The organism is Arsenophonus endosymbiont of Apis mellifera (assembly GCF_903968575.1).
GTDB classification, from domain to species: domain Bacteria; phylum Pseudomonadota; class Gammaproteobacteria; order Enterobacterales; family Enterobacteriaceae; genus Arsenophonus; species Arsenophonus apicola.
Genome location: NZ_CAJCFU010000052.1, coordinates 142,874 through 168,827 on the forward strand (window position 1 = coordinate 142,874; position 25,954 = coordinate 168,827).

The window sequence follows — 25,954 nt, forward strand, 5'->3', positions numbered from 1 at the left end:
AAGACTTTCTATGGTTTGGTAAAAAAAGGTAACTGATTTTTAGTCACCATTTTGTTATCCGCCAATGATAATTTATTGCTTAGGTTTAAAACGTAATAAACGATTTGCATTACTAACGACAGTAATTGATGACAAGGCCATAGCAACACTGGCAATAACCGGATTAAGTAAGGTTCCAGTAAATGGATAAAACAGACCTGCTGCGATTGGTATGCCTAGCGCGTTATAAATAAAGGCACCAACCAGATTTTGTTTCATATTACGCAGCGTTCCTTGGGCAATTTGCACAGTATCAGCAACACTATGTAAGTTATGATTGATTAAAGTAATAGCGGCTGTTTCAATTGCAATATCGCTACCACTTCCCATGGCAATACCAACATTAGCCTGGGCTAAAGCAGGGGCGTCATTTATGCCATCCCCAATCATGGCAACTTTATGACCAATTTTTTGCAGTTGAGCGATGACAGCAGCTTTTTCATCAGGTAAGACACCGGCAATCACCTGGTCGATTCCCAATTCTTTGGCAATCGCACTGGCAGTAATTGGATTATCACCGGTCAACATAATCAATTGATATTTTTGCTTATGTAATCGCTGTAGCGCATTAATGGCAGTTTCTCTTAGTGGATCGCGAATAGAAAATAGGGCCGCTAATTGATTATCAACCGCCAGTAAGACGGGCGTGATCCCTTTGTTAGCCTGTTTAGCAATTAATTGCTCGACTTGTTGGCTGTTAATCGAATATTGTGACATCAGGGCTTGAGTACCTAACAAAATCGTTTTATTGTCGATTTCTCCTTTTACTCCGGCGCCGGCTAAAGTCCGGAACTGATTTACCTCTGGTAGCGATAACCCGACGCTCTGCGCTAAAATCGCATTGGCTAATGGATGATTAGCACCTTTTTCCAGTGCGCCTGCAATGGTTAGTACTTGGGATTGCTCAAATTGATTAAAAGTATGAATTTCTATAACTTCAGGTTTGCCCATCGTCAAGGTTCCGGTTTTATCGAAAACCAGGGTATCTAGGTTGCTAGCTTGTTGTAAAGCTTCAGCATCGCGTATCAAAGCACCGTATTCCGCGGCACGTGCGACGCCAGCAATAATTGACATTGGTGTTGCCAGACCCAGCGCACAAGGGCAAGCGATTATGAGTACACTGGTGGTAACAATTAATGCATAACTGATTTGTGGTGATGGACCAAAGAAATACCAGATAGCCCCGGCAGTTAAGGCTATTATGATCACGCCAGGGACGAAAATAGCGGCAATTTTATCGGCCAATTGTCCTATTGCTGGCTTGCTGCTTTGAGCTTGGCGCACTAATTTAATGATACGCGCTAAGGTCGTATGTTGACCGACTGCCGAGACGCATAATAATGCGGTACCATCTTGTACCACCGTTCCTGCATGTACTTTTTCACCTACGGTCTTATATTGTGCAACAGCTTCGCCAGTTAACATTGATTCATCTAGCCAAATTTCACCATAAGTCAACTCACCGTCAACAGGAATACGATCACCGCTAGTCAGACGTAATAGCATACCTTGTTCAACTTGAGACAGTGGCACTCTATTTTCACCCTTTTCACTAATAACCAGAGCAGTGGGTGGTGTGAGATCAAGTAATCGCCTTAAGGCGTTTGATGAACGTTGACGTGCCCCTTGTTCTAATGCATGTCCAAGATTAATTAAGCCAATAATCATTAGACTAGCTTCATAGTAAAGATGACGGGCTGGGATAGGAAATTTATCTGGCCACAAATTAACGCTAATTGAATATAGCCAGGCGGTGCTTGTTCCCAGGGCAACGAGAGTATCCATTGTGGCACTGCCATTGATTAGACTTCTCCAGGCGTTGTAATAAAAATGACCACCAGTTAAAATCATAATAATCAGAGTTAGCAGACCAATAAGCAGCCAGCTATACTGATTTTTTTCATTTAACATCATATTGTTGCCAATCATGCCCCAAATCATCAAGGCAATACCAACTAGTAGCGCTAAAGCTGCTTGCCAACGAAATTTGCGTATAGAGTCCTTAGTGAACTGTTGTTGTTTTTCTCGATGTTCCATTTCATTATCAATGACTTCGGCATCGTAACCGGCTTTTTGTACCGCTTGAATTAATGCCTGATGTTGAGCTTGTCCAGTGATCAAGGCACTGCGTTCGGCTAAATTAACCTGAGCATTTTGTACACCTGGCGTACTAAGTAACGCTTTTTGTACTTTGTTAACGCAACTGGCGCAACTCATACCATTAATGAGTAATTGTATCGTATCACTATCAATATTCGGTTTCTCAAGCTGATTCGCTGCAGTTTGCTTACTAGCGGTTTGGGCTATCTCAGGCGAAGATATGGCTGATTGTTGGTGAATTGAAGGGGCGATTTTGGTTTCCAATGTCGCTTGGTAGCCAATCGCCTTAATTGCAGCCATTAGCGTTGCTGGATCGGCGGTACCAAAAATTTGGGCTGTTTGAGTAGTCACTATTGCGGCGCTAACACCGCTGATATTTTCCAGTATTTTTTGTGTTTTATTGACACAATTGCGGCAATTAAGCCCTGTAAGTTGTAGTTTGATGTCAGGCTGTGTCGCTACTTTGCCTTGGTAACCGGCTTGTTCAATGGTTTTGATAATGTCTTGTACGGAGGCAGAACCGGTGATTTTGGCATAATTAAGTGTAACGGCAACTTGTTGTATGTCTGGCCGTGCTTTCAGCGCTGTTGTTAGCTTGTTAATACAATGGGAGCAAGTCAGTCCTTGTAGCGCTAGAATGGTAATATTAGGCATAATTGACTCTCCTAATGCATACAATAAATTAATTGGTATAATGCTAATTACTTCCTAACATTATGGCTGAAATAACCTGGAATATTATAAAGGTTAAACCTTCTAGTAAGGGTAAGGTCAAGGTGAAATGATGAATATTACTCAAGTCGCAGAGAAAACGGGATTAAGTGCCAAAACAATTCGCTTTTATGAAGAAAAGTCATTAATTACTCCACCTATGAGAAGTGAAAATGGCTATCGTCATTATCAACCACCTCATTTGGATGAATTAACCTTATTAAAGCAGGCTAGGGAGGTTGGATTTACGTTAAAAGAGTGTCGGCAATTACTTGAACTTTTCCGTAACCCACGTCGCCATAGTGCGGATATAAAAGCGGCGACGTTAAATAAAATTAGTGAAATTGAAAAAAACATTACCGCTCTTAATGTCATGCGAGATAGCTTACTTACATTGGTTGCATCGTGTCCAGGGGACAACAATGCAAAATGCCCGATTATTGATCATCTAGTTGGTCATCATGTTGATTAGACCAAACTGGTTTGACTTTTAGTGTAATACCATCGACAGCGATCACTTCGACTTCACTATTAGCTGATAATTGCTCAGAACAATAAACACGCCAACTACCATCAGCCAGCCGTATTCTGCTATAGCCATTATTAGTATCTGAGATTAAACGTGCTTTTGTGCCAATTAATTGATGTTGCTTTTGGTTAGGTTCATCGGGCAATGATTTGTTACGTATGCTAAGCCATTTGCGCCAACCCAATACAGAAAGAATGATCATAATGGCAAATAATAGACCTTGCCAATCCCAACTCATCTCAGGTATAAGCCAGGTTATAAACGCCGTGATAACAGCGGCAACGCCAGACCAGAGTAGATAACCGCCGGCACCGAGTAGTTCAGCAACCAGCAGTAATCCACCTAAGCAGAGCCAAAACCAGGCCGGTTGCGCAATTATTTGCTCAGGCATCGTTTAACACCTCTATTTATGTTTGATTACTTTTTTGGCTATAGCGTTTTTTGTTTTCTTGAAATAGTTCACTAATGCCGCCAATAGCGCCCATTAAATTACTTGCTTCAAGTGGCATCATAATCACTTTGCTATTTTCCGCTTTACCAATATTGGTTAATGCTTCGGTATATTTTTGTGCGATAAAATAGTTTATTGCCTGCATGTCACCATTGGCAATGGCGTTAGAGACCATTTGGGTTGCTTTGGCTTCGGCTTCTGCGGCGCGCTCTCGTGCTTCAGCATGTAGAAATGCTGATTGACGTTCACCTTCAGCTTTTAAAATTTGTGACTGTTTTTCACCTTCTGCCTTGAGTATCGCTGCCTGGCGTACCCCTTCGGCTTCAAGAATATCGGCGCGCTTGGTTCTTTCGGCTTTCATTTGGGCATTCATGGCATTAATTAATTCTTTCGGCGGCCGAACATCACGGATTTCTATCCGAGTAATTTTTAGTCCCCAGGTATTAGTTGCTTCATCAACAATATGTAATAAACGACTATTGATGACATCCCGTTGAGACAAAATTTCATCGAGTTCCATGGCACCTAATACCGTACGAATATTGGTCATGGTGAGATTAATCACTGATAATTCAAGGTTATTTACTTCGTATGCGGCACGAACAGGATCAACGACTTGAATAAAACAGACGGCATCAATCGTGACATTGGCATTATCTTTAGAAATGACTTCTTGCGATGGAATGTCGAAAACACGTTCCATCATATTGATTTTTCGTCCAATTTTATCCATAAATGGGACAATGAAATGTAATCCCGGTAGTAGAGTACGGGTATAGCGGCCAAAACGTTCAACCGTCCATTGAAAACCTTGTGGTACGGTTTTGACACAAGTTAAGACAATGACAATAGCGACAAAAATAATGATAGGTATGGCACCAAAAGAAAATAAGTCCATCGCGTTTTTCCTGCTTGATGTTAATAAAGTAGTGAGTAAATCTGATGACGGTAGCGATTTGTTAAAGGATCACTAGGCCCTAAGGCAGATAAAATATCCATCATCGTTTTTTTCACCGAAACATTTCCTGCCGATAAATCTTTCTTAAGAAATGTTAGCAAAATTTCTAATGCTTCTTCATTTCTATTAACTTCATGTAGTTTAAGTGTTAACTGTATAGCTAATTCCGTGTTTTCAGGTTGTTGAGCGAATGTCTCTTGTAATTGCTGAATTTCCGGTGTATCTGCTGCTTTTTTTTGTAGTTCAATTTGCGCTAATAAACCTTGATAACGGCTATCTTGATCTTGAATAGCAACGGTGTTCAAAATTTTCTGGCTTTCATCTAATTGGTTGAGGCTAATCAATGCTTCTGCATAGGTTAGGCTAATATCACTATTATTAGGTGCTAGTTGATGGGCTTCTTTTAACAATGGCAAAGCTTCCGCGGTTTTTCCAGCGGCCATTAACTCAATTGCTTGAGCAGTTTTTAATTCTTCTGGCGTCGGCAGGACATGCGTTAACATATCGCGGATAAATTCTTCAGATTGAGGTCCTTGAAAACCATCAATCGGTTGGCCTTGTTGTAATAAATAAACGGTTGGAATTGCTCTTAATCCGAATTGAGCGGCAACCATTTGCTCTGTATCACAGTTGACCTTGGCCAGGGTGAATTGGCCTGCGTACTCAGCCGCTAATTTATCCAGTGTGGCACCAAGTGCTTGGCAATGCGGACTTTGTGGTGACCAAAAATAGAAAACAACCGGTTGCATCATTGATTGTTCGATGACTTGTTGTAGATTAGATTCATTTACGTCGATGGCATAAGCAGTTGCAAGCATGATGGTTCTCTTAAATTGTGTTCTGTGAACCCTATAAAATAAGATCAAAATTGGTTATTTCAAGGGGGAAAAGGGATTTGTTACGTTAAAAATTTATCCATCAATCGATCAGGTAAAAGACGTTTCATAAAGGCAATAGCGTAAGTTAATAGTGTCACTGGATAGCGAATTTTTGGTTTAGGGCTCTCTAATGCATGGAGTAGTCGTTTGACAACGTGTTCTGGCCTTAATGCTAGCTTTGCAGCAATAGTCGGGTTTTTTACTGGACTATCTTTGTTGGTTTGCTCGACGTTATCAGTAAAACGCGTCTCAATTGGCCCAGGTTCGATAATACAAACTTGTACTCCTGACCCTTTTAATTCAAGCCGAAGTGCATCTGACCAAGCCTCTAAAGCATGTTTACTTGCTGCATAGGCACCACGACCAGGAGAAGAGACAATCCCTAATACCGAACTAGTCTGAATAATACGTCCTTCACCATGAGCAAGCATCGCTGGTAACAATAAAGTGGTAAGCTGATGGATACTAAAAAAATTAGTAGAAAACTGCTGTTCAAGTTGTTGTCGACTAATGGTATTAAGTGAGCCATAGACCCCATAACCGGCATTGTTAAATAAGGCATATAATCGGCCATTAGTTAATTCGATAACTTGTTGAGCGGCATGTTTTACACTTTCTACATTATCCATATCGATTTTGATTGGTTCAAAGCCTAGTGTTTTCATAGCGATTAAATCCGCTTCTTTCCGACAACCCGCTAATATTCGATGCCTTTGCTTAGCAAAATTTTGGCCGCGCATAATCCAATACCACTTGAAGTTCCAGTAATAAAAATCACTCTTTTCATGGTTCTCGATCCCAATAAAATTATTATGCTAGCTATTAGTATTGATTCTTAATGCCAACAGATAAAGCGCTAAATAAGTAAAATAAGAATGTTTTTAATTACAATTTGTAATTTTGAGCGACTCGTTGTACTGGCGGTTTCATTAATAGTGTTAACAATAAAATGATGAAAACAGGAAGCGCAATAATTAAAAATGTAGGGGTAAAACTGGCTGTATAATCCTTTATTATTCCGCCGAAAAAGGGGGCAAAACAGGCGCAAGTAGAGAGTAAATTCATAACAGAAAAAAGTTCTAGGTATGGGCCTCGGCCAAAATAATTAGCGAGTAAAACACTTGAGGCTAGAAAGGTCATGCCATAACCGATCCCAATACCCAGAGTAAATAAAATTAGCCATAGCCAAGTTGTCGCCATACTGAGGGCAATAAGCCCACAGATAATAATTATTAGGCTGATTATTAATAATTTTTTTGGTTCTAGCTGCTCACCAACTGCGCCGCCAGCCAGGCGCGAGAAAGCATTGATAAAAGCCATTACACTTAAAGAGCCTGCGGCAATTGTTTCGCTAAAACCTTGTTCTATGATGTGGGCAACGGCAAAGCTATTAACGGTAATACCACACCAAAGGAAGGCGGTATAGCTAGCGGCTATGATATAAAATTGCCAGGTGCGTAGGGCTCCACTGGTAGACCATATTTCTTTGGTTTTGTAGATTGTTTCTGATGAGTGTTGTGTCAACTTGTTAGCGATCGCTTTGGCATGTGAAATTTCACGCTGGCCTTCGCGTAAAGTTAATAGTGTGATAAAGACAATAATGGCCAAACAAAGCGCTGAAATAACCCAGTGGATGCGCCATGAACCCCAGACACGTGTTGCCAGAAAATAGATCCAAGGGCCGACCACACCGCCTAAACCACCAATGGTAAAGTAGAAGCCAAAAGCGAGCGATTGCTTTTCAAACAATCGAGAAATAACATAAGTACCGGGTACCGTTGCTAAAAATGTAAAGCCAATACCTAACAGAGCAGTACCGGAAAAATAATCAAATAAACTGGTTATAGAATAGAGGTAATAAAAGCCAAGGGTAAAAATAGCAAGGCCAAATAATAGTGTCATTCTAAGCCCGAGCCCACGGATCATTAAGGTTGGCAGATAGCTTGATAAACCACAGGTTAATCCTAAAATCGTGAATCCCAGTCCTGCTTCTGCCCAGTTCCAATTGAATTCATTGATAATGCTAGGTAGCACGACGCCAAGTGAAGTAAAAGTGGTTGCTGTTGATAAGAAATAAATTAATCCCAATAAAAGTAACATATACCATGGATAAACAGGACCAAACATTTGTTGTTGTGCAGGCATTATGACTCCAAAGCAGACAACTATCGCATGAAAACAGTAAGCTTAACAATATACTGGTTTATTCAATATGCTAGTTGTTTTATTTACACTTATTATGTCGTGGAAAATGCATTAATTTTGTGTTTAGCCATGCAATACTATCCTTATATTCATTAGGAAGTAAGGGTTGTATTGTATTTAGTGAGTTATTTATCGCTTGCCAGTTATTACTACACAAATTTAGATGACCTACTTTACGCCCAGGACGAACATCTTTTTCATACCAATGTAGATGAACTAAAGGTAATGACAACCATGCAGGATTTAATACTGTACCTATCAAATTAATCATAACTGACGTAGTTTCTATGTTAGGAGTAGGTATTGGCAGATTTGAAATGGCTCGCAGGTGGAGTTCAAATTGACTAATAGACGCGCCATTTTGCGTCCAATGACCACTATTATGAACTCGTGGCGCTAATTCGTTAATGAGTAGTTTATCATTTAAAATAAAACATTCCATTGCCATCACACCCACATAATTTAATCTTGTCATAATGGTCGACAGCATCAATTCTGCTTCAGTTTGCAATTTTTTATCGGGCTGAGGCAAAGCAATACTGGCTCGTAGCATGCCCTCTTGATGCAGATTGTATGTTAGCGGGTAAAAGACACATTGGCCATGTATATTACGTGCAGCAACAAGTGAAACTTCGCCTGAAAAGGGAATAGCTTTTTCAACAATCGCCTGGCCATAAATTTCAGCGGGCAGTAGTGATAGATTGTCAGGTGTGATACGCCATTGCCCACGGCCGTCATAACCACCAGTACGACATTTAACAATAACAAAATCGCCTAGCTTAGCAAATAATTGTGGCCATTGTGTTTGATTGCTAAGAAGCTGCCAGGGAGCTGTCGTTAACGATAAAGAATCTAATAGTTTTTTTTGTGGCAATCGATCGGCCAGTTGCGGGAAGATATCGCGATTAATAAAGCTAGGCTGGCGAGCTAATTCACATGTAAGCGGCGTTTCTGGCCAGCGTTCAATTTCGGCTGTTATGATGCTGTCTTGATAAGGAATAGTCTCTAATTTATCATCGATACCGATAGGAAAGACGCTAATACCTAACGGCTCTCCCGCTTGACGCAACATGCGGCCTAACTGGCCATTACCAAGGACGCAAATCGGTTTCATTCCCCCTCCCGTGGATCGGGATGGCTTAAGACATCATTAGTTTGTTTTAAACGCCAGATTGATAAACGCTCATAAAGCTCGCTATCTGTGCCAGCTAGGAATTGAGCTGCCAATAATGCCGCATTCGCTGCCCCCGCTTTACCTATTGCAAAAGTAGCCACCGGAATTCCCTTTGGCATTTGCACAATGGAATAAAGGCTATCAATACCATTTAGCGTCGCTGTTACCACCGGGACGCCAAAAACAGGAACCAACGTTTTGGCTGCTAACATACCGGGTAAATGTGCGGCCCCGCCAGCACCAGCAATGATAACCTGAAATCCTTTTTCTTTTGCTTCTGCAGCGAATGTGAAGAGTTTATCAGGTGTGCGATGAGCAGAAACAATTTCTACGTGATGAGGTAGTGTGAGTTCACAGAGTATATCGGCAGCATATTTCATCGTGCTCCAGTCGCTTTTGGAACCCATTACGATGGCAATTTTGGGATTAGAATGTGACGATTTTTGTGCATCAAATTGAGCGCTCATTAATTTGTTGCTCCTGCTTTAAGTCATTTATTGATGGCAAATTAAGTGAGATCATATCATGGCTAATAAATAAGGAAAACGTTTGCCTAGTTTTTTCATCGCAGGATTAAGCTGAGATGGGAAATGTTAATAAAAAGGGAAATGAAGCAACTCGATGGTTTTAGGCGTTATTTTGATTACCGAGCCATTTTGATCCCAGGCACCCAACACTGCTCGGTGTAATATTTTACCATTAACATTAATTTCATGGATCGCAGGTCGATGCGTATGACCGTGGATCATCCAATCGACTTGATATTTACGAAATTTTTCAATTACCGCTTGTTCATTGACATCTGTAATATATTCTGGCTTAAGTCGAGTGGCAGATTGGCTATTCTTACGCATTCTTTCAGCGATACGGTGGCGGGTAGATAAGGGAAGCGCTAGAAATAGCCGTTGCAACCAGCGATTATGTACTCGTTTTCTATAACGCTGATAGGAAATATCATCAGTACAAAGTGTATCACCGTGTAAAATGAGGATATTATGGCCATGTAGCGTTAACACTTTCTCTGCTGGTAGTAAGGTCATGCCACTTTCTTTGGCGAACTTTTTCCCCAGTAAAAAATCACGATTACCATGAATAAAGTAGCAAGGGACGCCTTTACTTTGCAATTCCTTGAGTTCGTGCGCTATTGCTTCGTGTAGTAGACTGGGATCATCATCACCAATCCAATAATCAAAAAAATCACCTAAAATATATAAAGCTTTAGCTTGACTCGCTTGTTCGCGTAAGAAATGCAGAAAACCGGCAGTAATAGCCGGTTCTTTTTCACTTAAATGCAAGTCAGCAATAAATAAGATTGCCATAGTTTAATTATTCGTTAACTGTTACGCGTTCAATAATAACATCTTCAATGGGTACATCTTGATGTAAGCCACTACGACCTGTTTTTACTTCTTTAATTTTATTAACAATATCCATTCCGTCAACTACCTCGCCAAAGACACAGTAACCCCAACCATCATGTTGTTCTGAACGGAAATTTAGAAAGTCGTTGTCGACAACATTAATAAAGAATTGTGCTGTTGCTGAATGCGGATCATTGGTTCTGGCCATCGCGAGCGTGCCACGTTTATTTTTTAATTCGTTATTCGCTTCATTTTTAATAGGATCCTTAGTCGTTTTTTGCTGCATTCCAGGTTCAAAACCGCCACCTTGGATCATAAATCCATTAATAACGCGATGAAAAATCGTATTATCGTAAAATCCATCACGACAATAGTCTAAAAAATTTTTTACCGTTATTGGCGATTTTTCATCAAAAGTTTTAATGACAATATCGCCAAAAATAGTGTGAAAAGTTACCATAATCACTATCCTGATAAATTGTTATATATAATGTAAAAATCAAAAAGTAAAGTAATCACAATTTAAAGTAGATCAACTATTTTATACCATATTAGGCTGATTACGTCAGTATTTGTGGAATATTGAATAATTTCCTTGCGCCCCATAGTTGCTTAACTCAGAATATAGGGCGCCAATAGCCGTGTTTATTGGTAGCAATGGCATCTTGTATCGCCTTGTAATCAAAGTAAACCATTTACTGCATGTAGCGCTGATGATGGAAAAAGTCCCAATGTTGAAAATTTATAATACACTAAGTCGTCAAAAAGAAGAGTTTAGACCGATTACGCCAGGCAAAATTGGTATGTATGTGTGTGGTGTTACTATTTATGATTTATGTCATATCGGCCATGGCAGAACCTTTGTTGCTTTTGATGTGATTAGCCGTTATTTACGTTATCTAGGTTATGATTTGACCTATGTACGTAATATCACTGATGTGGATGATAAGATTATCAAACGGGCCGCAGAAAATAATGAGACATGTGACGCTTTAACATCACGCATGTTGGTTGAAATGTATAAAGATTTTGATGCCTTAAATATTTTGCGGCCCGATTTTGAACCAAGTGCAACGCACCATATTAAAGAAATTATTGCTTTGACCGAGCGACTACTTAAACGCGGCCATGCTTATATTGCTGATAACGGTGATGTCATGTTCGCTATTAATAGCGATCCAGATTACGGCCTGTTATCCCGCCAAGATCTTGAGCAATTACAAGCAGGAGCGCGTGTTGAAGTCGCTGATGCCAAGCGTAACCCATTGGATTTTGTATTATGGAAAATGTCCAAACCCAATGAGCCAAGTTGGTCTTCTCCCTGGGGTGATGGGCGACCAGGTTGGCATATTGAATGCTCTGCCATGAATGGTAAACAACTGGGTGAACATTTTGATATTCATGGCGGAGGGGCAGATTTGATGTTTCCTCATCATGAAAATGAAATAGCGCAATCAACCTGTGCTCATGATGGGCCATATGTAAACTATTGGATGCATACTGGAATGGTTATGGTTGATCGGGAGAAAATGTCAAAATCATTGAATAATTTCTTTACCATCCGTGATGTATTGGCGCATTATGATGCCGAAACGGTGCGTTATTTCTTATTATCAGGACACTATCGTAGTCAATTAAATTATACCGAAGAAAATTTAAAGCAAGCTCGCACATCACTTGAGCGTCTTTATACCGCTTTACGCGATACCGATTCTAATAATACAAAATCTGCTGATAATGAAATATTTAAGCAGCGTTTTATGGCAGCCATGAACGATGATTTTAATACGCCAGAGGCCTATTCTGTGCTATTTGATTTGGCAAGAGAAATTAACCGATTGAAAGTCGATGATATGGTAATGGCGAATGGATTAGCCGTACAATTACGTCAATTAGCAAATATATTAGGGTTGTTAACGCAAAATCCTGAACAATTCTTACAAAGTCGCGCACAAGTTTCTCACAGTGCTGAAATAGAAAAAATTGAGGCATTAATTAAGCAACGTAATGATGCTCGCAAAAACAAACTCTGGGCACAAGCTGATTCAGCGCGCGATGAACTGACGAGAATGGGCATTATATTAGAAGATAGCGCGCAAGGAACTGTATGGCGTCGTAAGTAACTAGCGCATTTGTATTTATTATTCAATAGATAATCATACTATTATTAATTTAAACTGTAATTAACAATTGATGGATAATAATGTTGCTATTTTTTGATGCTTAACATGATAAAAATAATGGTTCTAATATCTGCTTTTTACATTGTTAATAATTAGAGCAATAAGTTTTTATCTGTTTTATCGTGAAATTAAAACCACCATCGAAATAGGTGGTTAAGTATATTAATGAGATTTAATTACTTTAAAGCAATGTAGCAATATTTATTACTTTCTTGATATTTTATAATAAAAAACAGAGCTAAATATTGCTTAATATAGGTACATTTGATCTACCTTACCACCACATTTTTTAGGGGTGGAATAAAGCCATAATCAAACTGTTTGACGACAAAAGTTCTATTTCCGACAATTTTAATTTGAACAGTCGGCGCTTCGGTACCACCTACACGAAATTTGTCACCACGACCAGGAACATTATCAATAAATGAAGTGACAAGACCATTAGGCATAACATAATGTGAGTAAGTTTGAAATGGTTGGGAAGATGGGTTACCTAACACTAAACCAGAGCCGTTAAGGGGTATGTAGGGGCCAAATAATGAATCGCTAACAAAACCATAAACACCATCCGGGCCTTTCAAACCATCGGCATAGGTGTATTGATGACTAATTGTAAAAAGATAATATTTTCCATCTTTAAACACAAAATGTGGGCGCTCAGTTTGATCATTCACACCCACAGCAGTAATTAACGGAGGAAGTATTTCCCAATTATTTCCCGCGCTGTCTTTTGCAGCCGCAAACCCTATGCAACCAACCTGATACTTAGCACCACCCACATCCTGAAAACCTGGTGGCACATCGCCCATATCATCGCTAGAAATAATGTGAGAGCCTCTGTCGCCAGCAACATTACCTTCAAAGACCATATATAGATTGCCATCATTGGGATCGATAAAAGGACAGGGGTCGCGGAAATTCCAATACTCATTTTGTTCTTCTGTCTGGTAATAAACACCATCGGCAGAGAAAAGCGAAATAACCTTGTCAAAGCCACTTAGTTTTACACTATTTTTGTCAGTTTGCACTTTACCACTTACTTTCGCAATAGTGGCGCCAGGGGTGACACAAGTATAATAAAGATCAATATCCCCGTTTTCGTCTAGTAAAATAGGAGTACCAGCCCATTCACGCTCTGTTGGTGAAACACCATCGTTCATTACTCGTCCACCGTATTGCCAACTCTTGCTATCTTTGGCATACCAAAAGCACATGCGAGCTCGACCATGTCGATCATTCCAGTCTTTTACAATATCGTAATTACCATTTTTGTCTTTAAATCGGTCGGGTTGTTTGACTGCCGTAAGAGAAAAATAATCGACCAACCATTAACTGAAACAACATTGCCGTCAAGATCTCGTAATGGCATGGTATCCCAGATAAACAACTTTTCACTCATAACGGGAAAGTCAATACTAACCTTGGGTTGCGTTGTAGTGGGATCATCGAAATGAACCTTAAGTGCCTCAGCTCGAGTCCAACAACTAGTAATAACCCTGTCTCTTAATATGTCCATAATTTAAGTTAATCTCCTTTCTTTATAGGAGTCTTTAATTTAACAATAAAGAAATAAATATTTAACGTTAAAAAAATCTGTCGTCAACCACACAACAAGAAGGGATAAAAACGCCCGTTTATTGCTTAAAGGAAGAAAAGTGAGTAGTGATGTAGGTAGTGGTAAATATTTTGAAATATCAAATAATCAACAAAAAATAACAAAAAATAGATGGTTCTTGTTAACTAACCTTGGTATAACGAACTGATGTTCCATTTTTCAATGGATATTGGTTTGAATAATGTTAATACTGAAGTAAAAGGTAGGGAGTTATAAAGAAAACAGATCATTTTACCTCTATATAAATTATTCAATCTTAAGTTTTAGGAGGTGTATATGATGCGTTGCCCAGTTCGTAAAAATAACGCTCATACTAGAACGAGCCGTTACTTAACTAACAAAACGAAGAAATCTTATTATCAATGTCAAAACATAAGATGTTCTTGTACCTTTAAAACATTAGAAAGTTTAGCCAGAATAATTTCTGCTCCAGAGACAGAAGAGAATATTACTATTGTTACCTAATAAGAATAAAATTATAAAATATTCATTTATTAGCTTAATAAAGCAGCAAGTTATCATTTAAAAACGAGTGAAAATTGAGCAAAAATTTAGCCCCGTTACTAGGGGCATTGTTAGATGTTTTTTATAATTGATGATTACTCTTTAACTATGACGCAGTTATTAGCTAAAGTGACAATATTATTTTTGCTAATTTTACAGCGTTTGCGGGTTTCAACTTCACCATCAACTTTTACCTCACCTTGGGCGATAAGCGCTTTGGCTGCGGCTCCACTTTCGACCCAACCTTGCAATTTTAATAAATCACATAATTTAATATAGGGGTGGCCCTCAAGATGAAAAATTTCCATTTTATTGCCTATTAGTTAGTATTCTGAATATCATGATATTCCTCACAAGCTTGTAAGGTATTTTGCATTAGTGTAGCCACTGTCATTGGCCCAACACCACCAGGCACAGGGGTGATCCAACTAGCACGTTGTTGTGCTTCTTGATAACAAACATCGCCAGTGACTTTGCCATTTTCAAGCCGATTAATACCCACATCCATAACAATGGCGCCAGGTTTTATCCATTCACCTGGAATAAAATTTGCTTTACCAATAGCCACGACTAGCAAATCAGCCTGCTCTACATGATGACGTAAATTAGTGGTAAAACGGTGGGCAACGGTAGTTGTACAACCGGCCAGAAGCAATTCCAGACTCATAGGACGGCCTACAATATTTGAAGCACCAACAATAACCGCATTTAAACCAAGTAAAGTAATCTGATAGCGCTCAAGTAAGGTAATAATACCGCGAGGTGTACAAGGCCGTAATCTTGGGGCACGCTGACAAAGGCGGCCTATGTTATAAGGATGAAAACCGTCAACATCTTTATCTGGATGGATATGCTCTAATATCTTGATATAGTCAATAGTCTTAGGTAGCGGTAATTGAACCAGGATCCCATCAATTGCCTTATCGTTATTAAGTTGATCAATTAATTGTAATAGTTCAGACTCGGTGGTTTTTTCCGCTAAATCATATGAGCGCGAGACAAAACCAACTGCTTCACAGGTACGACGTTTACTGTTGACGTAGATCTGTGAAGCCGGATCATTACCGACTAAAATGACTGCAAGCCCGGGAGCTCGCTTGCCTAGTGAAAGTCTCAATTTAACTTTTTCGGCAACTTCCTGTCTGATTGTTTCGGAAATCATTTTTCCATCAATAATTTTTGCTGACATTTATTTAGTTAATCCATAAAAACATTGCGATATTGCTATTTTGTCAGAAGAAAGCGATGCTGTCAGTTTTATTAGTAGCCAGAAAATGAGCAGATAGATCATTTGTCACTGAAAAGACGTTGACTCAGTGCTCAGCAACCGTATAATCCAACGACATTATTTTATTATTGGATCAGCATCTTTATATGCGCCCTTAGCTCAGCTGGATAGAGCAACGGCCTTCTAAGCCGTAGGTCACAGGTTCGAATCCTGTAGGGCGTGCCAGTTATTTCAAGGGGTTACATCAGATCTAACTTTTCAGCTTTTTTAAGTGGGACAAATTTGGGACACGATTTTTGAATTTATTGAAAGCATTGTCGATTTGTTTTGCATGTTCAGTGAGATGGTTAGGTGCTAGGTGAGCGTACCTGCGTAGCATTTCAATAGATTCCCAACTTCCCATCTCTTGTAATACGGAAAGCGGGACACCTGACTGAATTAACCAGCTAGCCCAAGTGTGTCTCAGATCGTGAAAGCGGAAATTTTCAATACCGGCTCGGTTTAGTGCGGCTCTCCAGGCAGTATTAGAATCAATACACATCTTTCTGATAGTTTTTTTTCGCGCCATCAGCTCGTTTAACTGCTTCTGTATGAACAAATACCCTTTTTTGATGATTACCTAATTGTCGCTTTAAAATACAGCAAGCAGTATCGTTTAGTGCGACGCCTATCGCTTTTCCCGCTTTACTCTCTTCAGGCTCTATCCAGGCAACTTTTCTTTGCATGTCAATTTGTGACCATTTGAGAACAGAATATGCGATTGCTCAAGCCAGATGTGTTATGGCAGAGGTATAAAAATAGAAGAAAATTGGCAGAAAAATAATTTGCATTTTGCAAAATTTAACATAATGGATGAGATTTTAGGTTAAATTGCTATGTGCCAGAATGGTAATATATAGTTTGCTACTTAAAAGAAAAGTGTGAAGCATTGCTTGAAAAGATCTTAATAGAGTTAAAAAGCAAGTTAATCAGCTTATCAAAATAGAAACAACAGAGCTAATTTAGGCGGCGATCTATTGATTTGTTGATAACTTTGATGTAGGTAATTTTTCTCGTTCAACACGACTGAAAAAACTTAATCCCGGTTGTTTAAATAGTGTCTGTGTCAAATGAAACGTTGAGTATATGCTGATGGTTAAAAGTGGCAGGGTTTAATGACTCGTCGAGATATTAAATCAATTGTGTGCAGGCAGCATATAAAATTAAATACCTGACTATGGCTAATTGTTTATTAGTCTCAGTGTTAGTGGCTATTTTATATAACCATTATGTCCAACGTAAATATCAATATAACCAGCTGGTGGATGAATTAGACAAGCAGACCGAATTTAAAAACAGCTATTTAAAAGAAATCAAATTACTACATCAATTGGATACTAAACGGAGACAGGAACTTAATCATGCGAAAGCTGAAATTACCAAGCTTGCTGACGATTTAGACAATGGTACTAAGCAGTTGTCGGTCAAAGTGTTATGTGCAAAGTCCGACAATATTATCGCCACCGCCCCAGCCTGGATGATGCAAGACTCACCCAATTGGCGGCCTGACGCTTGGCGAAATTATTTCCGTCTTAGACGTCAGCTCAAAACTTTAGAAACCCAGTATTTTGGTTAAGGGAAAGGCTGGGCGAGATTTATAAGCAAAAAATTAATCTGAAAAATGCATACTATTGTCTTTTATCGGTAGAGGTTTTTTTTACAAGGTCTGAACCACATACCTCAAATTATCTTCCTGCGTGGGATATGTTACGACAAATTTTTTGCAATTCACAGTTTTCTTTTAGCCATTGTTTTTCAGCATTATACTCTTCAGCAGTCCTCCCAACCAAATCATTTACTAAAGTGCATTCAAATTGCGCGATAGAAATTGAGCTAAATCCTAAAAGCGACGTAATAGTCAATACTTTGCATAATGATTTCATAATTGTTTCTCCGGAAGTAAATAATAATCATTTCTAGTATTTATACTTATTGATGACAATTCAATAACATTTATGTAAATACAACAAAATATCTCAAATGGAATTTTTTTAATTTTTTATATAAGTTTTTACACTAATTAGACTTAATCGGTATCAATAAATATCAATGTGGATGATGTAAGACTACTCGATAGGCGCCTGACGCTGAGCGAAATTATCTCCGTCTCAGACGTCAGCTTTAAACTTTAGAGGCGCAGTATTTGGCCTTAAGAGCTTGTTTATATGAGTTGTATTTTAATAGTTAATAATAAGTATAGAGTTAACTATAAATATTAATTATTCAAGTTTAATCATTCACTTTTAAGGGAGTCTCAAGACTGGGACAGGATATATATTGACCTCCATTCCATTTGCAGTTTAAAAATACATTGCCTTCGCTTGGTATAAATATATATTTAGGTTAAACTGTTCCATTGGCAATGGATTGAAAGCTGCATCCAAATAGAAAGGTGATAGCAAGAGTTTTGAATAATGGTTTCATTATTTATCCTTCAAATATAAAAAATGTAAACAATAAAAGCAGTAACAATATTAAAAATTATTATTAAAAATGAAATGAAATTTTTGTAAATGCAACAAAATATCAAAAAATAGATTTTTTTTAATTTTTTATATAAGTATTCAAACTAATTGGACTTAATCGATATTAATAGATATTAATGTGGGTGATGTAAGACCACCTAATTGGCGGCTGACGCTGAGTGAAATAATCGCCGTCTCAGACGTCAGCTTGAAACCTTAGAGCCGCAGTTTTTGCGTTTCGAAAAAGGGTAAAAAGAAATTTATAGATCGATAAACGAATTTGAAAAAGTAAATTTATCCATACGTATTGAATGTATTTATTTCATTTGAAGTTTGGGATGTAGATTTGTTTGATGGTGGCAGACAGTTTTCTTTGTACCATTGTGCATCAGCTTTCATTTCTTCAGCATTTCTTACTTGTAAAGTATGTACATCACATTGCCAGGGTCTATTGGTATCAGCAATAGAAAATGAGCTAAACCCAAAAAACGATATAACAATAGCTGTTTTAAGTAATGATTTCATAATTTATTCTCCAAAGATATATAAGAATGATTAATAATAGACAATAAATTTAACATTTCAATAACATAATAATAAATTATAATTTTTATTTTTAAATCAATATATTAGTGCCGTCATGCAGGGCACAAGAGCCATCCAATAGGTGTTGGTGAGGACATTTCTTCATCGATAGCAGTAAAGCTTTGAGTCAAATCATCAGGTATTACCGGAAATCAGATCAACACAATATAACAAGGTAAATTGATGGCTAACTGCCTTGAGGTCGCTAAGAAGTGGGCGGTATGGTATCTGGTAAAAAATAAATCAATTATCATCTTGCAAAATAATGTCATAGAGTTGGCCTTTAGTGTCAAATGTATAGCAGTGGCGTTTACCATCTTCCTTTTGGATAACGATATTCTGACAAACATATATAGGGGTAGATGAAGCCATAGCATGGCAAATACTGACAAAGCCAACATTTAGAAAAAATATAATAAATATTTTGAGTAATTTATTCATAGTTTATTTTTCATGTGTAAGTGAAAAGTACTACTTATAACATCTTTTATTTTTAACATTTAAGTAACGTTTGTGTAAATAAAAAATTTCCCCCAAAGCTTAATTAATAGAATTTTATATAAATAGGTAGCAAAAAATATCGCTAATTTATTAATACAATTAGCAGATAAAGTAAAACTGAGGATAGATCTCATGCTACACCCACGCCCCATGCTATAAAAAGCGGCTAGGCTAAGACAGACAACCACCGAACGCAGTAGCTATTTTGAAGTAAATCGAAATTAAGGATGGAAAAGCTATCACTATGGCAGGCACGCCGGGAAAATCGAGTCGTCGCCCAAAACTGATAGTCAAAAAAAGCTGGCAGGCAATCCAGGTAAACCTGGGCTAAAAAATGATGAACCGGTTTTCAGTCGGCTAAAAGCAGTAGATTTTTCTGATTGGTTTATTGAAAACAAGATGGCACTGGCATGATTGATGCAACAGGTAAGCCAATAAAAACCAATTTTGGTTGAACACCACATAGAATATAGATAGGGTAATACTGTATAAATAAAACAGTTTATTTAATTAAAATTAATTTGTTTTAAATTATAAAGAATACAAGTTTAACATCAGAGAATTAGTAGGTATTTAATCATGAGTTTATCTATTGGAAATAGTTTTTTTATAAGACAAAAGATCAATATTGAAGATATTAAAAAAATACAGAAAAGTAATTCACCTATTCAATTAACCTTATGGGAAAAAATAAAAGATTTCTTTTTTTCTACTGGCAAAGAAAAAGCATATTCTTGTATAGCAAAATTAAATAACGCTCTAACAGAATTAAATTCTAAAGAAGCAAAAAAACATTTTTTGACATTAAAAGATCTAGCATCTGAAGAACATAAAAACCGTTTCATTGAATACTGTTACCATGATAATTATGGCGAAAAAATCAAAGTTTTTGAGTTAAAAGATAATAACTGGGAAACTATAATAAAATTTCAATATTCAAATGATGAAAATTTTTTTTCATATCGTGTTTTAGATGTAAAAATAACTAACCTATAAATTCCCCTAACAGTTACTAGCTAAAAGTAATATGAACTGAGCCTGTCGCTATATGAAATTGATTATAGCGACAGCGTTTTTTCTTAGTCGATTTTAATAATAAAAAATACGCTTTAGTTAAAGAATGCATAGAGTGGTTTTGGCGTAGTCAATTTAAGCATTAAAAACTAAGATAAGACATAGCAAAAAGATTTAATAAAGATTAAATAACTAATTTTATCGAAGCTGACTAATAACTTTTTACCAGGGTTAGTATATTATGGTGGGAAAAACTAGAAACAAATAGTCGCCAGTATGATGTACTATATATTGATTTATGCAAGCACCTATTAACATGTGAGTGAGAAAAGATGCCATATTTCTATCAATTATAAGATAAATCAGCTCATTTCTCAGCTGTAGAGCACAGCTTCCAATCCTGTCTGGCATGCCAGTTAATTCATGGATCATATTAAAAAATAAATAAATTGTTTATTAACGCCGCAAGTCAAGTGACTGGCTGAGTTTTTCACTTTTCACCTATTCATGCTATATGTTTTGTCGCCAACCAAAAAATGTTTCATCCGGTTGCTTGTCTTCGGTGCGCATGAAAAGGTCAGCGATATAACGTCGCTGCGGATGAGACAAGACTCAATCGATTGGCGCCTGTTGTTGAACGAAATTATTTTCGTCTCAGAACTCAGTTCTGAATTTTAAAGGTACGGTTGTTAGGGGGGAGGTATATCAGCAAAAAAATAATTATCTATTTGTTTTAAAGAGATTGGTAAATAGAGTGGTATTGGTTAAGAAGTAATTTTAAGGTTACCTCTTCTATTATGAAGAAGTAACCTTAATATATGCTTTATAAAAAACAGCAATAATTTTACCTTCTTGGCGCTACAGATATAAGTTGATCATTTTCGTCTACAGAATAGTCGGTTATTAGGGGTTCTGATTTGATTCCGCTTGGAAAGTCTACTTTTCCGAAATCAGTTTTATCATCAGATGAATTTCCATCCTGAGCGAACGAATAAGAACTTAACCCTAGAATAAATGCCGTAGTAAATATTTTAAATAGTTTATTCATAATTTATCCCTTAACTGTTAATGAAAATCATTATCAATATTAATCTTAATAATTAACAATTCAATAGCATTAATGTAAATGCGATAAAATATTATAAATAAAATATTTTTGATTTTTTATATAATTCATCAGACCGTTAAAGTTAAAAATTATCGACTAGATATTAAGCCAAAGTTCTCTTAAAAATATTTAGCAGTCTGATTTTTTGTAATTGAGAAAAAGGGTGAGAGAGGTTTATAAAAAATAATTACCTAAACGTAGTAAGAAACTAAATAGATTTATATTTGGTAAAATAGCTGCGGTTTATTATTTACCTCTTCCTAATGTGAAGAGGTATGTTTATTTAGCTGTTGTGCTAAGAACGAAAGACGAAAACTTGTTTCGTAATTTCTATTGGTCGATACAAAGTGTGTAGGATTATCGTTACTGGTGTAACATCATTTCGTAGCTATGCAAATTGGCTCATGGTCAATATGCTTCAGGTAAATAAGCTTTAATTAAATTGGTTTCAGGAAAATGTGCTTCAGGTAAATGTGCTTCAATCAAACCTTCATAACTCATATCTCGGTATAGTCTCATCATTATTATCTGCTAAAGAAAGAAAGCTAAGTACTAAAAGTGAGATGATAGTTAATGCCTTGAATATCAATTTCATCATTTATCCTTTCATTATTAAATAAAAAATATTTAAAATTAATTACAAAATACTTTTTGCCAGTTTGCTACGGTTGAAAATGAAAATCACTCATTATCAGGTAAACCATAGATGATGGAGTTTATAGGAGCACATTTACTAGGGGCGTCAAAACGTATAAAACATTTATTGGTTGGTTTTTTATTTGTATCAGTCGTTATATTGTTATTTTCTGCTGATGATAAATAACTAAATGATAGAAAAACCATAATAGTAACAATTTTACATAATGATTTCATATTTTATTTTCCAAATATAAATAACAATTACTAACAATAGCCGATTTATGTAGTAACTCAATAGCATTAGTGTAAAGGCAATAAAATTGTGTCGAGATGTAAGTATTGTATTTTTTATATAAGTTTTCACTCAGTTAAGGTTAAAACTTATCGGCTGAATATTAAACAAAATTTTTCTTAATGCTAAATATAAAATAAATGATAAGTCTTTTATCACCTCATATCCGCACTAACTGAGGTAAACACGCTTGCACTAAGACAACTGCCGAATGCAGTGGTGATTGTGAGGCAAACTAAAGCGGGCAGGAAAACCCATTCATAAGCTAAAAGTCATCATCAACGCGGTTATCACATACGGTGGGAGAAGTTACCCGCATTAATGTAGTGATTGAAAAGAAAATGATTAGCAATGACTGTAAAATAAAAGCAAGAGTTTAACCCAACCTATTGGTGGAGACCGCAGGCTGTGACACCTAATTTTTGAGGGATACTAATGATTGAGGTATTATTAAGTTTTATTGCTGTTGTTAATCTAACACTTTAGTATAAAAGTTGGTTGAATTGATATAGTAAAAACGCTGAGAAATCAATTTTATTATTGCTTATCTTCAGCGAGATTGATAGTGGTTTTTTTCGATTTTTGGCAGGTTAGTATGTATGTTTGATAATATACTTAAGTGCCCAATCATACATCATTTCTGAAACACTATTTATTGAGTTTTTGATGTTTTTGCTTCCATTGTGGTATGTTTCGTGTCCATTAGAAAAATCTATTGGATAAAATGTATTTGTTTCTTTATCATAAAGAATATTTTTAAAGTTTAAATCAACATGCATAATGCCTGCATCCCCTAAATCGCAAATCATATGCTGAAAGCGCTCCTGCGCACTAGGTGGAAATATTTTATCATCAATGTTACTAATTGGTACTCCAGGTACTTTATACATTCTAATATAAAATATACCATCATTTTCTATGAAAGCCGCTGCTCTTTCTCCATAATATTTATTAAAACAGTCTACCTGTTCTCTCATTTTGGATTTTATATAGCTATCATTAATATAGGGTTTTTTTATATAAAAATGTTTATTATTGGCATCTTGATATACTTTTCCCTCTGTACCACTTCCAATTAACTTGCCTAGTTTAATATTTTTATTTTCTATATCATTTTTTTCCAATAATGCAACAGACATACTGAATTTATTATGATGGAAAATATTTAATACTTTATTGAACATATATTCACCGATAATATTGTTATCTGGTCTTTAATAGAAACTAATCATAACAGATGTTTTTTATGAAAAAAATTGTTTAATTTATTAATTAATATTGCTTAAATTGATATATGATTATGATTCATATGTAAATTATTGGTGATTTTTGCCCCTGCCTAATTAAATTTAATAGCGGCGATTAATTGTAGGGATATGATGCCTAATTTTTGAGAGGTTACTCTGTATTCGTTAGGGTTTATTATTGAATTCATTCAATCAATGTCTAAATTTATAGTATTTTTATTAGTTTTAAATTTTGCTGTTATATTTTTTAGTGCTAAAAAAATTATGTTGGTTATCTAGTTGATTGAAAAATAAGTTAGCGAAATCGTTGGTTATAAAAATATCATTAGCCACAGCAGCATGCAGTTGTGGCTATCCGAATAAGAGAAAATCGTCAGAGTTGTTTAATTGTGGATGCTTCTTCTTGTTGGGGGAGTTTGTAAGTAAAAAACATGACTAGCAGCAACCAGCATAAGCCGCAAAATAAATTTAGCAGATTAAAAGCACTTTCATCTCTCCATAGATAAACTATTTTGGCAAGCTCTATGCCTAAAATAAATATTACCATGTTAATGATGCCCATAGCGGCAGAGACAGTGCCTTTGCTAACATCACTGGAAAATAAAGTGAGTCGGATTAGACAGGCGTTAGTCATACCAAGCCCGAAGGCATATATAGATAAACCTACTGTTATCCATAGGTAAGTGCCCGATGAGAAAAATGCTGAACTAGCCGCCACAATTAAACCAATGATTATCGGTTTACCACCAAATTTAATCAGTTGAACTAAAGTTTTTTTCCCAGTTAAATGGCTTAGTGTTAGGTTACCAATAATTAATCCACCAAAAACCGGTATTTGTAACAACGCATAGGTGAGCATTGACAGTTGTTCTCCACTTATAAGAATAACAGGGGAGAGCGCTATCCAGGCAAGGAGCGGTACGGCGGCAAATCCTATCGCAAGTGCGCCGCTGATAAAACGTCGGTTTTTTAACACTTGTTTATAATCACACCATAGATGGGGAAAAGATAATGTTTCCCCTTTTTGCTTTACTGTTTCCGGCATAAAGAAGAACAAACCGACAAAGGAGATCAACGCTAAAACCGCAAAAATAATAAATATGCCTTGCCAGGGAAGGATATTAATTAATGTAGCACCGGCCAATGGCCCCAATAAGGGCGCGATCAAAGCCACATTGGCCATTAGTGCAATAATTTTAACGCACACTGTTTCGTTAAATGCTTCTTGAATAGTTGCATAGCCAACCGAACCGATAAAGCATAGCCCGATACCTTGTAAGAATCGCATAGCAATAAACTGCTCGATGTTTGAAACCAGCAAAATGGTTAAGCAACTAATAGTAAAGAACAAGACGCCAATAAGCATAATGGGACGTCGACCACGTTTATCTGATAACGGGCCAAACAACCATTGTAAGAAGACGCCTCCAGCCAGATAAGCGGTCATGGAAGTGGGGATCCATTTTACCCCAGCATTGAAATTTGCTACCACTTCTAACATGGCGGGTTGGATCATATCATTAGCAATATACACGCTAAATTCAAATAAGGTTAAACTTAACGGAAAGAGTATACGTTCAGACTTTGACAAACTGGATGTGCGCATGAATTTATTCTTATTAAAATAGATAACCGTATTGCCCGATTTGAGCACTGATACGATAGTCAATAACGGATTGGAGTAATTTTATTTCAATTAGTATAGCAAAATCTAGGCCCTTTTATCGTCCAATAGATCAAGGTAAGCAAGAGATTTTGGTATTCTTAACACTATATCAGATATTTTGCAGCCGAAATTGTTTAGTAGTAGTGACCCATTTTAGAGCTTGGCAGTTATTTTCTATTAGGGTATGTGCTTTGTCATACCCTAAATCAATTATATAAAAGTGATGGGCACCAATTTTGTCAATAAAGTAGCAATAAACCATGAGCAAATCACTTGTGCTATTCGATGGCACTAGCTAACTGCCGCCATCTTCCCTGATACAGTTTTTGCCATAGATGAGTATGATGTGACTCTTCGTGCCTGGCAGGGTGAGGCCTTTCCATTGGTTTATCTCTGCCAATAATTTCATTATGTGAAGGATGTTCCAGTTAGACATGATACGTGGGGCTAGGAATATCAGTA

20 protein-coding genes, 1 tRNA gene and 3 pseudogenes are annotated in these 25,954 nt (G+C 36.9%); 6 read left to right on the forward strand and 18 right to left on the reverse strand.

Annotated elements, in window-relative coordinates:
• Nucleotides 1-72: 72 nt before the first annotated feature.
• Nucleotides 73-2,793 (reverse strand): copper-exporting P-type ATPase CopA, encoded by a 2,721-nt coding sequence (gene copA, locus H1X92_RS08210; RefSeq protein ID WP_180559686.1) that lies wholly within the window; start codon nucleotides 2,791-2,793, stop codon nucleotides 73-75.
• A 130-nt stretch (nucleotides 2,794-2,923) separates the two neighbouring features.
• Between copA and cueR the strand changes: the two genes are divergently transcribed.
• Nucleotides 2,924-3,322, forward strand: a complete 399-nt coding sequence (cueR, locus tag H1X92_RS08215; protein WP_180559721.1) for a Cu(I)-responsive transcriptional regulator — start codon at nucleotides 2,924-2,926, stop codon at nucleotides 3,320-3,322.
• Here the strand turns inward: cueR and H1X92_RS08220 are convergent.
• From H1X92_RS08220 to ppiB, 9 genes and pseudogenes are all read right to left on the reverse strand, one after another.
• Nucleotides 3,288-3,770, reverse strand: a complete 483-nt coding sequence (locus H1X92_RS08220; protein WP_180559687.1) for an NfeD family protein — start codon at nucleotides 3,768-3,770, stop codon at nucleotides 3,288-3,290. The two genes, cueR and H1X92_RS08220, sit on opposite strands and share 35 nt — an antisense overlap.
• 16 nt (nucleotides 3,771-3,786) lie before the next feature.
• A complete protein-coding gene (locus H1X92_RS08225; protein ID WP_180559688.1) occupies nucleotides 3,787-4,728 on the reverse strand; it encodes an SPFH domain-containing protein in 942 nt (313 codons plus the stop codon).
• A 20-nt stretch (nucleotides 4,729-4,748) separates the two neighbouring features.
• Complete coding sequence (locus H1X92_RS08230) at nucleotides 4,749-5,606, reverse strand: co-chaperone YbbN (protein ID WP_180559689.1); 858 nt, start codon at nucleotides 5,604-5,606, stop codon at nucleotides 4,749-4,751.
• Nucleotides 5,607-5,686: 80 nt separating this feature from the next.
• Nucleotides 5,687-6,453, reverse strand: a pseudogene (locus H1X92_RS08235) (SDR family oxidoreductase).
• Between the two features lie 98 nt (nucleotides 6,454-6,551).
• Complete coding sequence (locus H1X92_RS08240) at nucleotides 6,552-7,811, reverse strand: MFS transporter (RefSeq protein WP_180559690.1); 1,260 nt, start codon at nucleotides 7,809-7,811, stop codon at nucleotides 6,552-6,554.
• A gap of 79 nt (nucleotides 7,812-7,890) precedes the next feature.
• Nucleotides 7,891-8,985, reverse strand: a complete 1,095-nt coding sequence (gene purK, locus H1X92_RS08245) for a 5-(carboxyamino)imidazole ribonucleotide synthase (RefSeq protein WP_180559691.1) — start codon at nucleotides 8,983-8,985, stop codon at nucleotides 7,891-7,893.
• A complete protein-coding gene (gene purE, locus H1X92_RS08250) occupies nucleotides 8,982-9,512 on the reverse strand; it encodes a 5-(carboxyamino)imidazole ribonucleotide mutase (protein ID WP_180559692.1) in 531 nt (176 codons plus the stop codon). Before purE ends, purK begins: the two co-directional genes overlap by 4 nt.
• A 126-nt stretch (nucleotides 9,513-9,638) precedes the next feature.
• Complete coding sequence (gene lpxH / locus H1X92_RS08255) at nucleotides 9,639-10,364, reverse strand: UDP-2,3-diacylglucosamine diphosphatase (RefSeq protein WP_180559693.1); 726 nt, start codon at nucleotides 10,362-10,364, stop codon at nucleotides 9,639-9,641.
• 7 nt (nucleotides 10,365-10,371) lie between these two features.
• Nucleotides 10,372-10,866, reverse strand: coding sequence for a peptidylprolyl isomerase B (gene ppiB, locus H1X92_RS08260; RefSeq protein ID WP_180559694.1), 495 nt, complete (start codon nucleotides 10,864-10,866; stop codon nucleotides 10,372-10,374).
• 271 nt (nucleotides 10,867-11,137) lie between these two features.
• Between ppiB and cysS the strand changes: the two genes are divergently transcribed.
• Nucleotides 11,138-12,529: a cysteine--tRNA ligase gene (cysS, locus tag H1X92_RS08265; RefSeq protein WP_180559695.1), complete on the forward strand. Its 1,392-nt coding sequence runs from the start codon at nucleotides 11,138-11,140 to the stop codon at nucleotides 12,527-12,529.
• A 329-nt stretch (nucleotides 12,530-12,858) separates the two neighbouring features.
• On the opposite strand, the pseudogene H1X92_RS08270 reads toward cysS, so the two are convergent.
• Nucleotides 12,859-14,105 (reverse strand): annotated as a pseudogene (locus H1X92_RS08270) (glycoside hydrolase family 68 protein).
• A gap of 375 nt (nucleotides 14,106-14,480) precedes the next feature.
• On the opposite strand from H1X92_RS08270, the gene H1X92_RS08275 reads away from it, so the two are divergent.
• A complete protein-coding gene (locus H1X92_RS08275; protein ID WP_180559696.1) occupies nucleotides 14,481-14,669 on the forward strand; it encodes an ogr/Delta-like zinc finger family protein in 189 nt (62 codons plus the stop codon).
• 134 nt (nucleotides 14,670-14,803) lie between these two features.
• On the opposite strand, the gene ybcJ is transcribed toward H1X92_RS08275, so the two are convergent.
• Both ybcJ and folD read right to left on the reverse strand, forming a co-directional pair.
• A complete protein-coding gene (gene ybcJ, locus H1X92_RS08280; protein WP_180559697.1) occupies nucleotides 14,804-15,016 on the reverse strand; it encodes a ribosome-associated protein YbcJ in 213 nt (70 codons plus the stop codon).
• 11 nt (nucleotides 15,017-15,027) lie between these two features.
• Nucleotides 15,028-15,897: a bifunctional methylenetetrahydrofolate dehydrogenase/methenyltetrahydrofolate cyclohydrolase FolD gene (gene folD / locus H1X92_RS08285; protein ID WP_180559698.1), complete on the reverse strand. Its 870-nt coding sequence runs from the start codon at nucleotides 15,895-15,897 to the stop codon at nucleotides 15,028-15,030.
• A 187-nt stretch (nucleotides 15,898-16,084) separates the two neighbouring features.
• Between folD and H1X92_RS08290 the strand changes: the two genes are divergently transcribed.
• Nucleotides 16,085-16,161: transfer RNA gene (locus tag H1X92_RS08290), tRNA-Arg, on the forward strand.
• A gap of 25 nt (nucleotides 16,162-16,186) precedes the next feature.
• On the opposite strand, the pseudogene H1X92_RS08295 reads toward H1X92_RS08290, so the two are convergent.
• Nucleotides 16,187-16,682 (reverse strand): annotated as a pseudogene (locus H1X92_RS08295) (site-specific integrase); the annotation flags it as partial.
• Nucleotides 16,683-17,152: 470 nt separating this feature from the next.
• On the opposite strand from H1X92_RS08295, the gene H1X92_RS08300 reads away from it, so the two are divergent.
• Nucleotides 17,153-17,551: a lysis system i-spanin subunit Rz gene (locus tag H1X92_RS08300; protein ID WP_180559699.1), complete on the forward strand. Its 399-nt coding sequence runs from the start codon at nucleotides 17,153-17,155 to the stop codon at nucleotides 17,549-17,551.
• 109 nt (nucleotides 17,552-17,660) lie between these two features.
• Here the strand turns inward: H1X92_RS08300 and H1X92_RS08305 are convergent, their stop codons facing one another.
• Both H1X92_RS08305 and H1X92_RS08310 read right to left on the reverse strand, forming a co-directional pair.
• Complete coding sequence (locus tag H1X92_RS08305; protein ID WP_180559700.1) at nucleotides 17,661-17,858, reverse strand: hypothetical protein; 198 nt, start codon at nucleotides 17,856-17,858, stop codon at nucleotides 17,661-17,663.
• Nucleotides 17,859-18,734: 876 nt separating this feature from the next.
• Nucleotides 18,735-18,965, reverse strand: coding sequence for a hypothetical protein (locus H1X92_RS08310; RefSeq protein WP_180559701.1), 231 nt, complete (start codon nucleotides 18,963-18,965; stop codon nucleotides 18,735-18,737).
• Nucleotides 18,966-20,105: 1,140 nt separating this feature from the next.
• On the opposite strand from H1X92_RS08310, the gene H1X92_RS08315 reads away from it, so the two are divergent.
• Nucleotides 20,106-20,522, forward strand: a complete 417-nt coding sequence (locus H1X92_RS08315) for a hypothetical protein (RefSeq protein WP_180559702.1) — start codon at nucleotides 20,106-20,108, stop codon at nucleotides 20,520-20,522.
• Nucleotides 20,523-23,169: 2,647 nt separating this feature from the next.
• Here H1X92_RS08315 and H1X92_RS08320 read toward each other — a convergent pair.
• Both H1X92_RS08320 and H1X92_RS08325 read right to left on the reverse strand, forming a co-directional pair.
• Nucleotides 23,170-23,763: an OspG family effector kinase gene (locus H1X92_RS08320; protein ID WP_180559703.1), complete on the reverse strand. Its 594-nt coding sequence runs from the start codon at nucleotides 23,761-23,763 to the stop codon at nucleotides 23,170-23,172.
• A 436-nt stretch (nucleotides 23,764-24,199) separates the two neighbouring features.
• Complete coding sequence (locus tag H1X92_RS08325; RefSeq protein WP_180559704.1) at nucleotides 24,200-25,432, reverse strand: MFS transporter; 1,233 nt, start codon at nucleotides 25,430-25,432, stop codon at nucleotides 24,200-24,202.
• Between the last annotated feature and the right edge of the window lie 522 nt (nucleotides 25,433-25,954).

Excerpts from the sequence above, each read along its gene's own strand:
- copA (WP_180559686.1), bottom strand. The coding sequence starts at position 2,793 with ATGCCTAATATTACCATTCTAGCGCTACAAGGACTGACTTGCTCCCAT.
- cueR (WP_180559721.1), top strand. The coding sequence starts at position 2,924 with ATGAATATTACTCAAGTCGCAGAGAAAACGGGATTAAGTGCCAAAACA.
- H1X92_RS08220 (WP_180559687.1), bottom strand. The coding sequence starts at position 3,770 with ATGCCTGAGCAAATAATTGCGCAACCGGCCTGGTTTTGGCTCTGCTTA.
- H1X92_RS08225 (WP_180559688.1), bottom strand. The coding sequence starts at position 4,728 with ATGGACTTATTTTCTTTTGGTGCCATACCTATCATTATTTTTGTCGCT.
- H1X92_RS08230 (WP_180559689.1), bottom strand. The coding sequence starts at position 5,606 with ATGCTTGCAACTGCTTATGCCATCGACGTAAATGAATCTAATCTACAA.
- H1X92_RS08240 (WP_180559690.1), bottom strand. The coding sequence starts at position 7,811 with ATGCCTGCACAACAACAAATGTTTGGTCCTGTTTATCCATGGTATATG.
- purK (WP_180559691.1), bottom strand. The coding sequence starts at position 8,985 with ATGAAACCGATTTGCGTCCTTGGTAATGGCCAGTTAGGCCGCATGTTG.
- purE (WP_180559692.1), bottom strand. The coding sequence starts at position 9,512 with ATGAGCGCTCAATTTGATGCACAAAAATCGTCACATTCTAATCCCAAA.
- lpxH (WP_180559693.1), bottom strand. The coding sequence starts at position 10,364 with ATGGCAATCTTATTTATTGCTGACTTGCATTTAAGTGAAAAAGAACCG.
- ppiB (WP_180559694.1), bottom strand. The coding sequence starts at position 10,866 with ATGGTAACTTTTCACACTATTTTTGGCGATATTGTCATTAAAACTTTT.
- cysS (WP_180559695.1), top strand. The coding sequence starts at position 11,138 with ATGTTGAAAATTTATAATACACTAAGTCGTCAAAAAGAAGAGTTTAGA.
- H1X92_RS08275 (WP_180559696.1), top strand. The coding sequence starts at position 14,481 with ATGATGCGTTGCCCAGTTCGTAAAAATAACGCTCATACTAGAACGAGC.
- ybcJ (WP_180559697.1), bottom strand. The coding sequence starts at position 15,016 with ATGGAAATTTTTCATCTTGAGGGCCACCCCTATATTAAATTATGTGAT.
- folD (WP_180559698.1), bottom strand. The coding sequence starts at position 15,897 with ATGTCAGCAAAAATTATTGATGGAAAAATGATTTCCGAAACAATCAGA.
- H1X92_RS08300 (WP_180559699.1), top strand. The coding sequence starts at position 17,153 with ATGGCTAATTGTTTATTAGTCTCAGTGTTAGTGGCTATTTTATATAAC.
- H1X92_RS08305 (WP_180559700.1), bottom strand. The coding sequence starts at position 17,858 with ATGAAATCATTATGCAAAGTATTGACTATTACGTCGCTTTTAGGATTT.
- H1X92_RS08310 (WP_180559701.1), bottom strand. The coding sequence starts at position 18,965 with ATGAAATCATTACTTAAAACAGCTATTGTTATATCGTTTTTTGGGTTT.
- H1X92_RS08315 (WP_180559702.1), top strand. The coding sequence starts at position 20,106 with ATGAGTTTATCTATTGGAAATAGTTTTTTTATAAGACAAAAGATCAAT.
- H1X92_RS08320 (WP_180559703.1), bottom strand. The coding sequence starts at position 23,763 with ATGTTCAATAAAGTATTAAATATTTTCCATCATAATAAATTCAGTATG.
- H1X92_RS08325 (WP_180559704.1), bottom strand. The coding sequence starts at position 25,432 with ATGCGCACATCCAGTTTGTCAAAGTCTGAACGTATACTCTTTCCGTTA.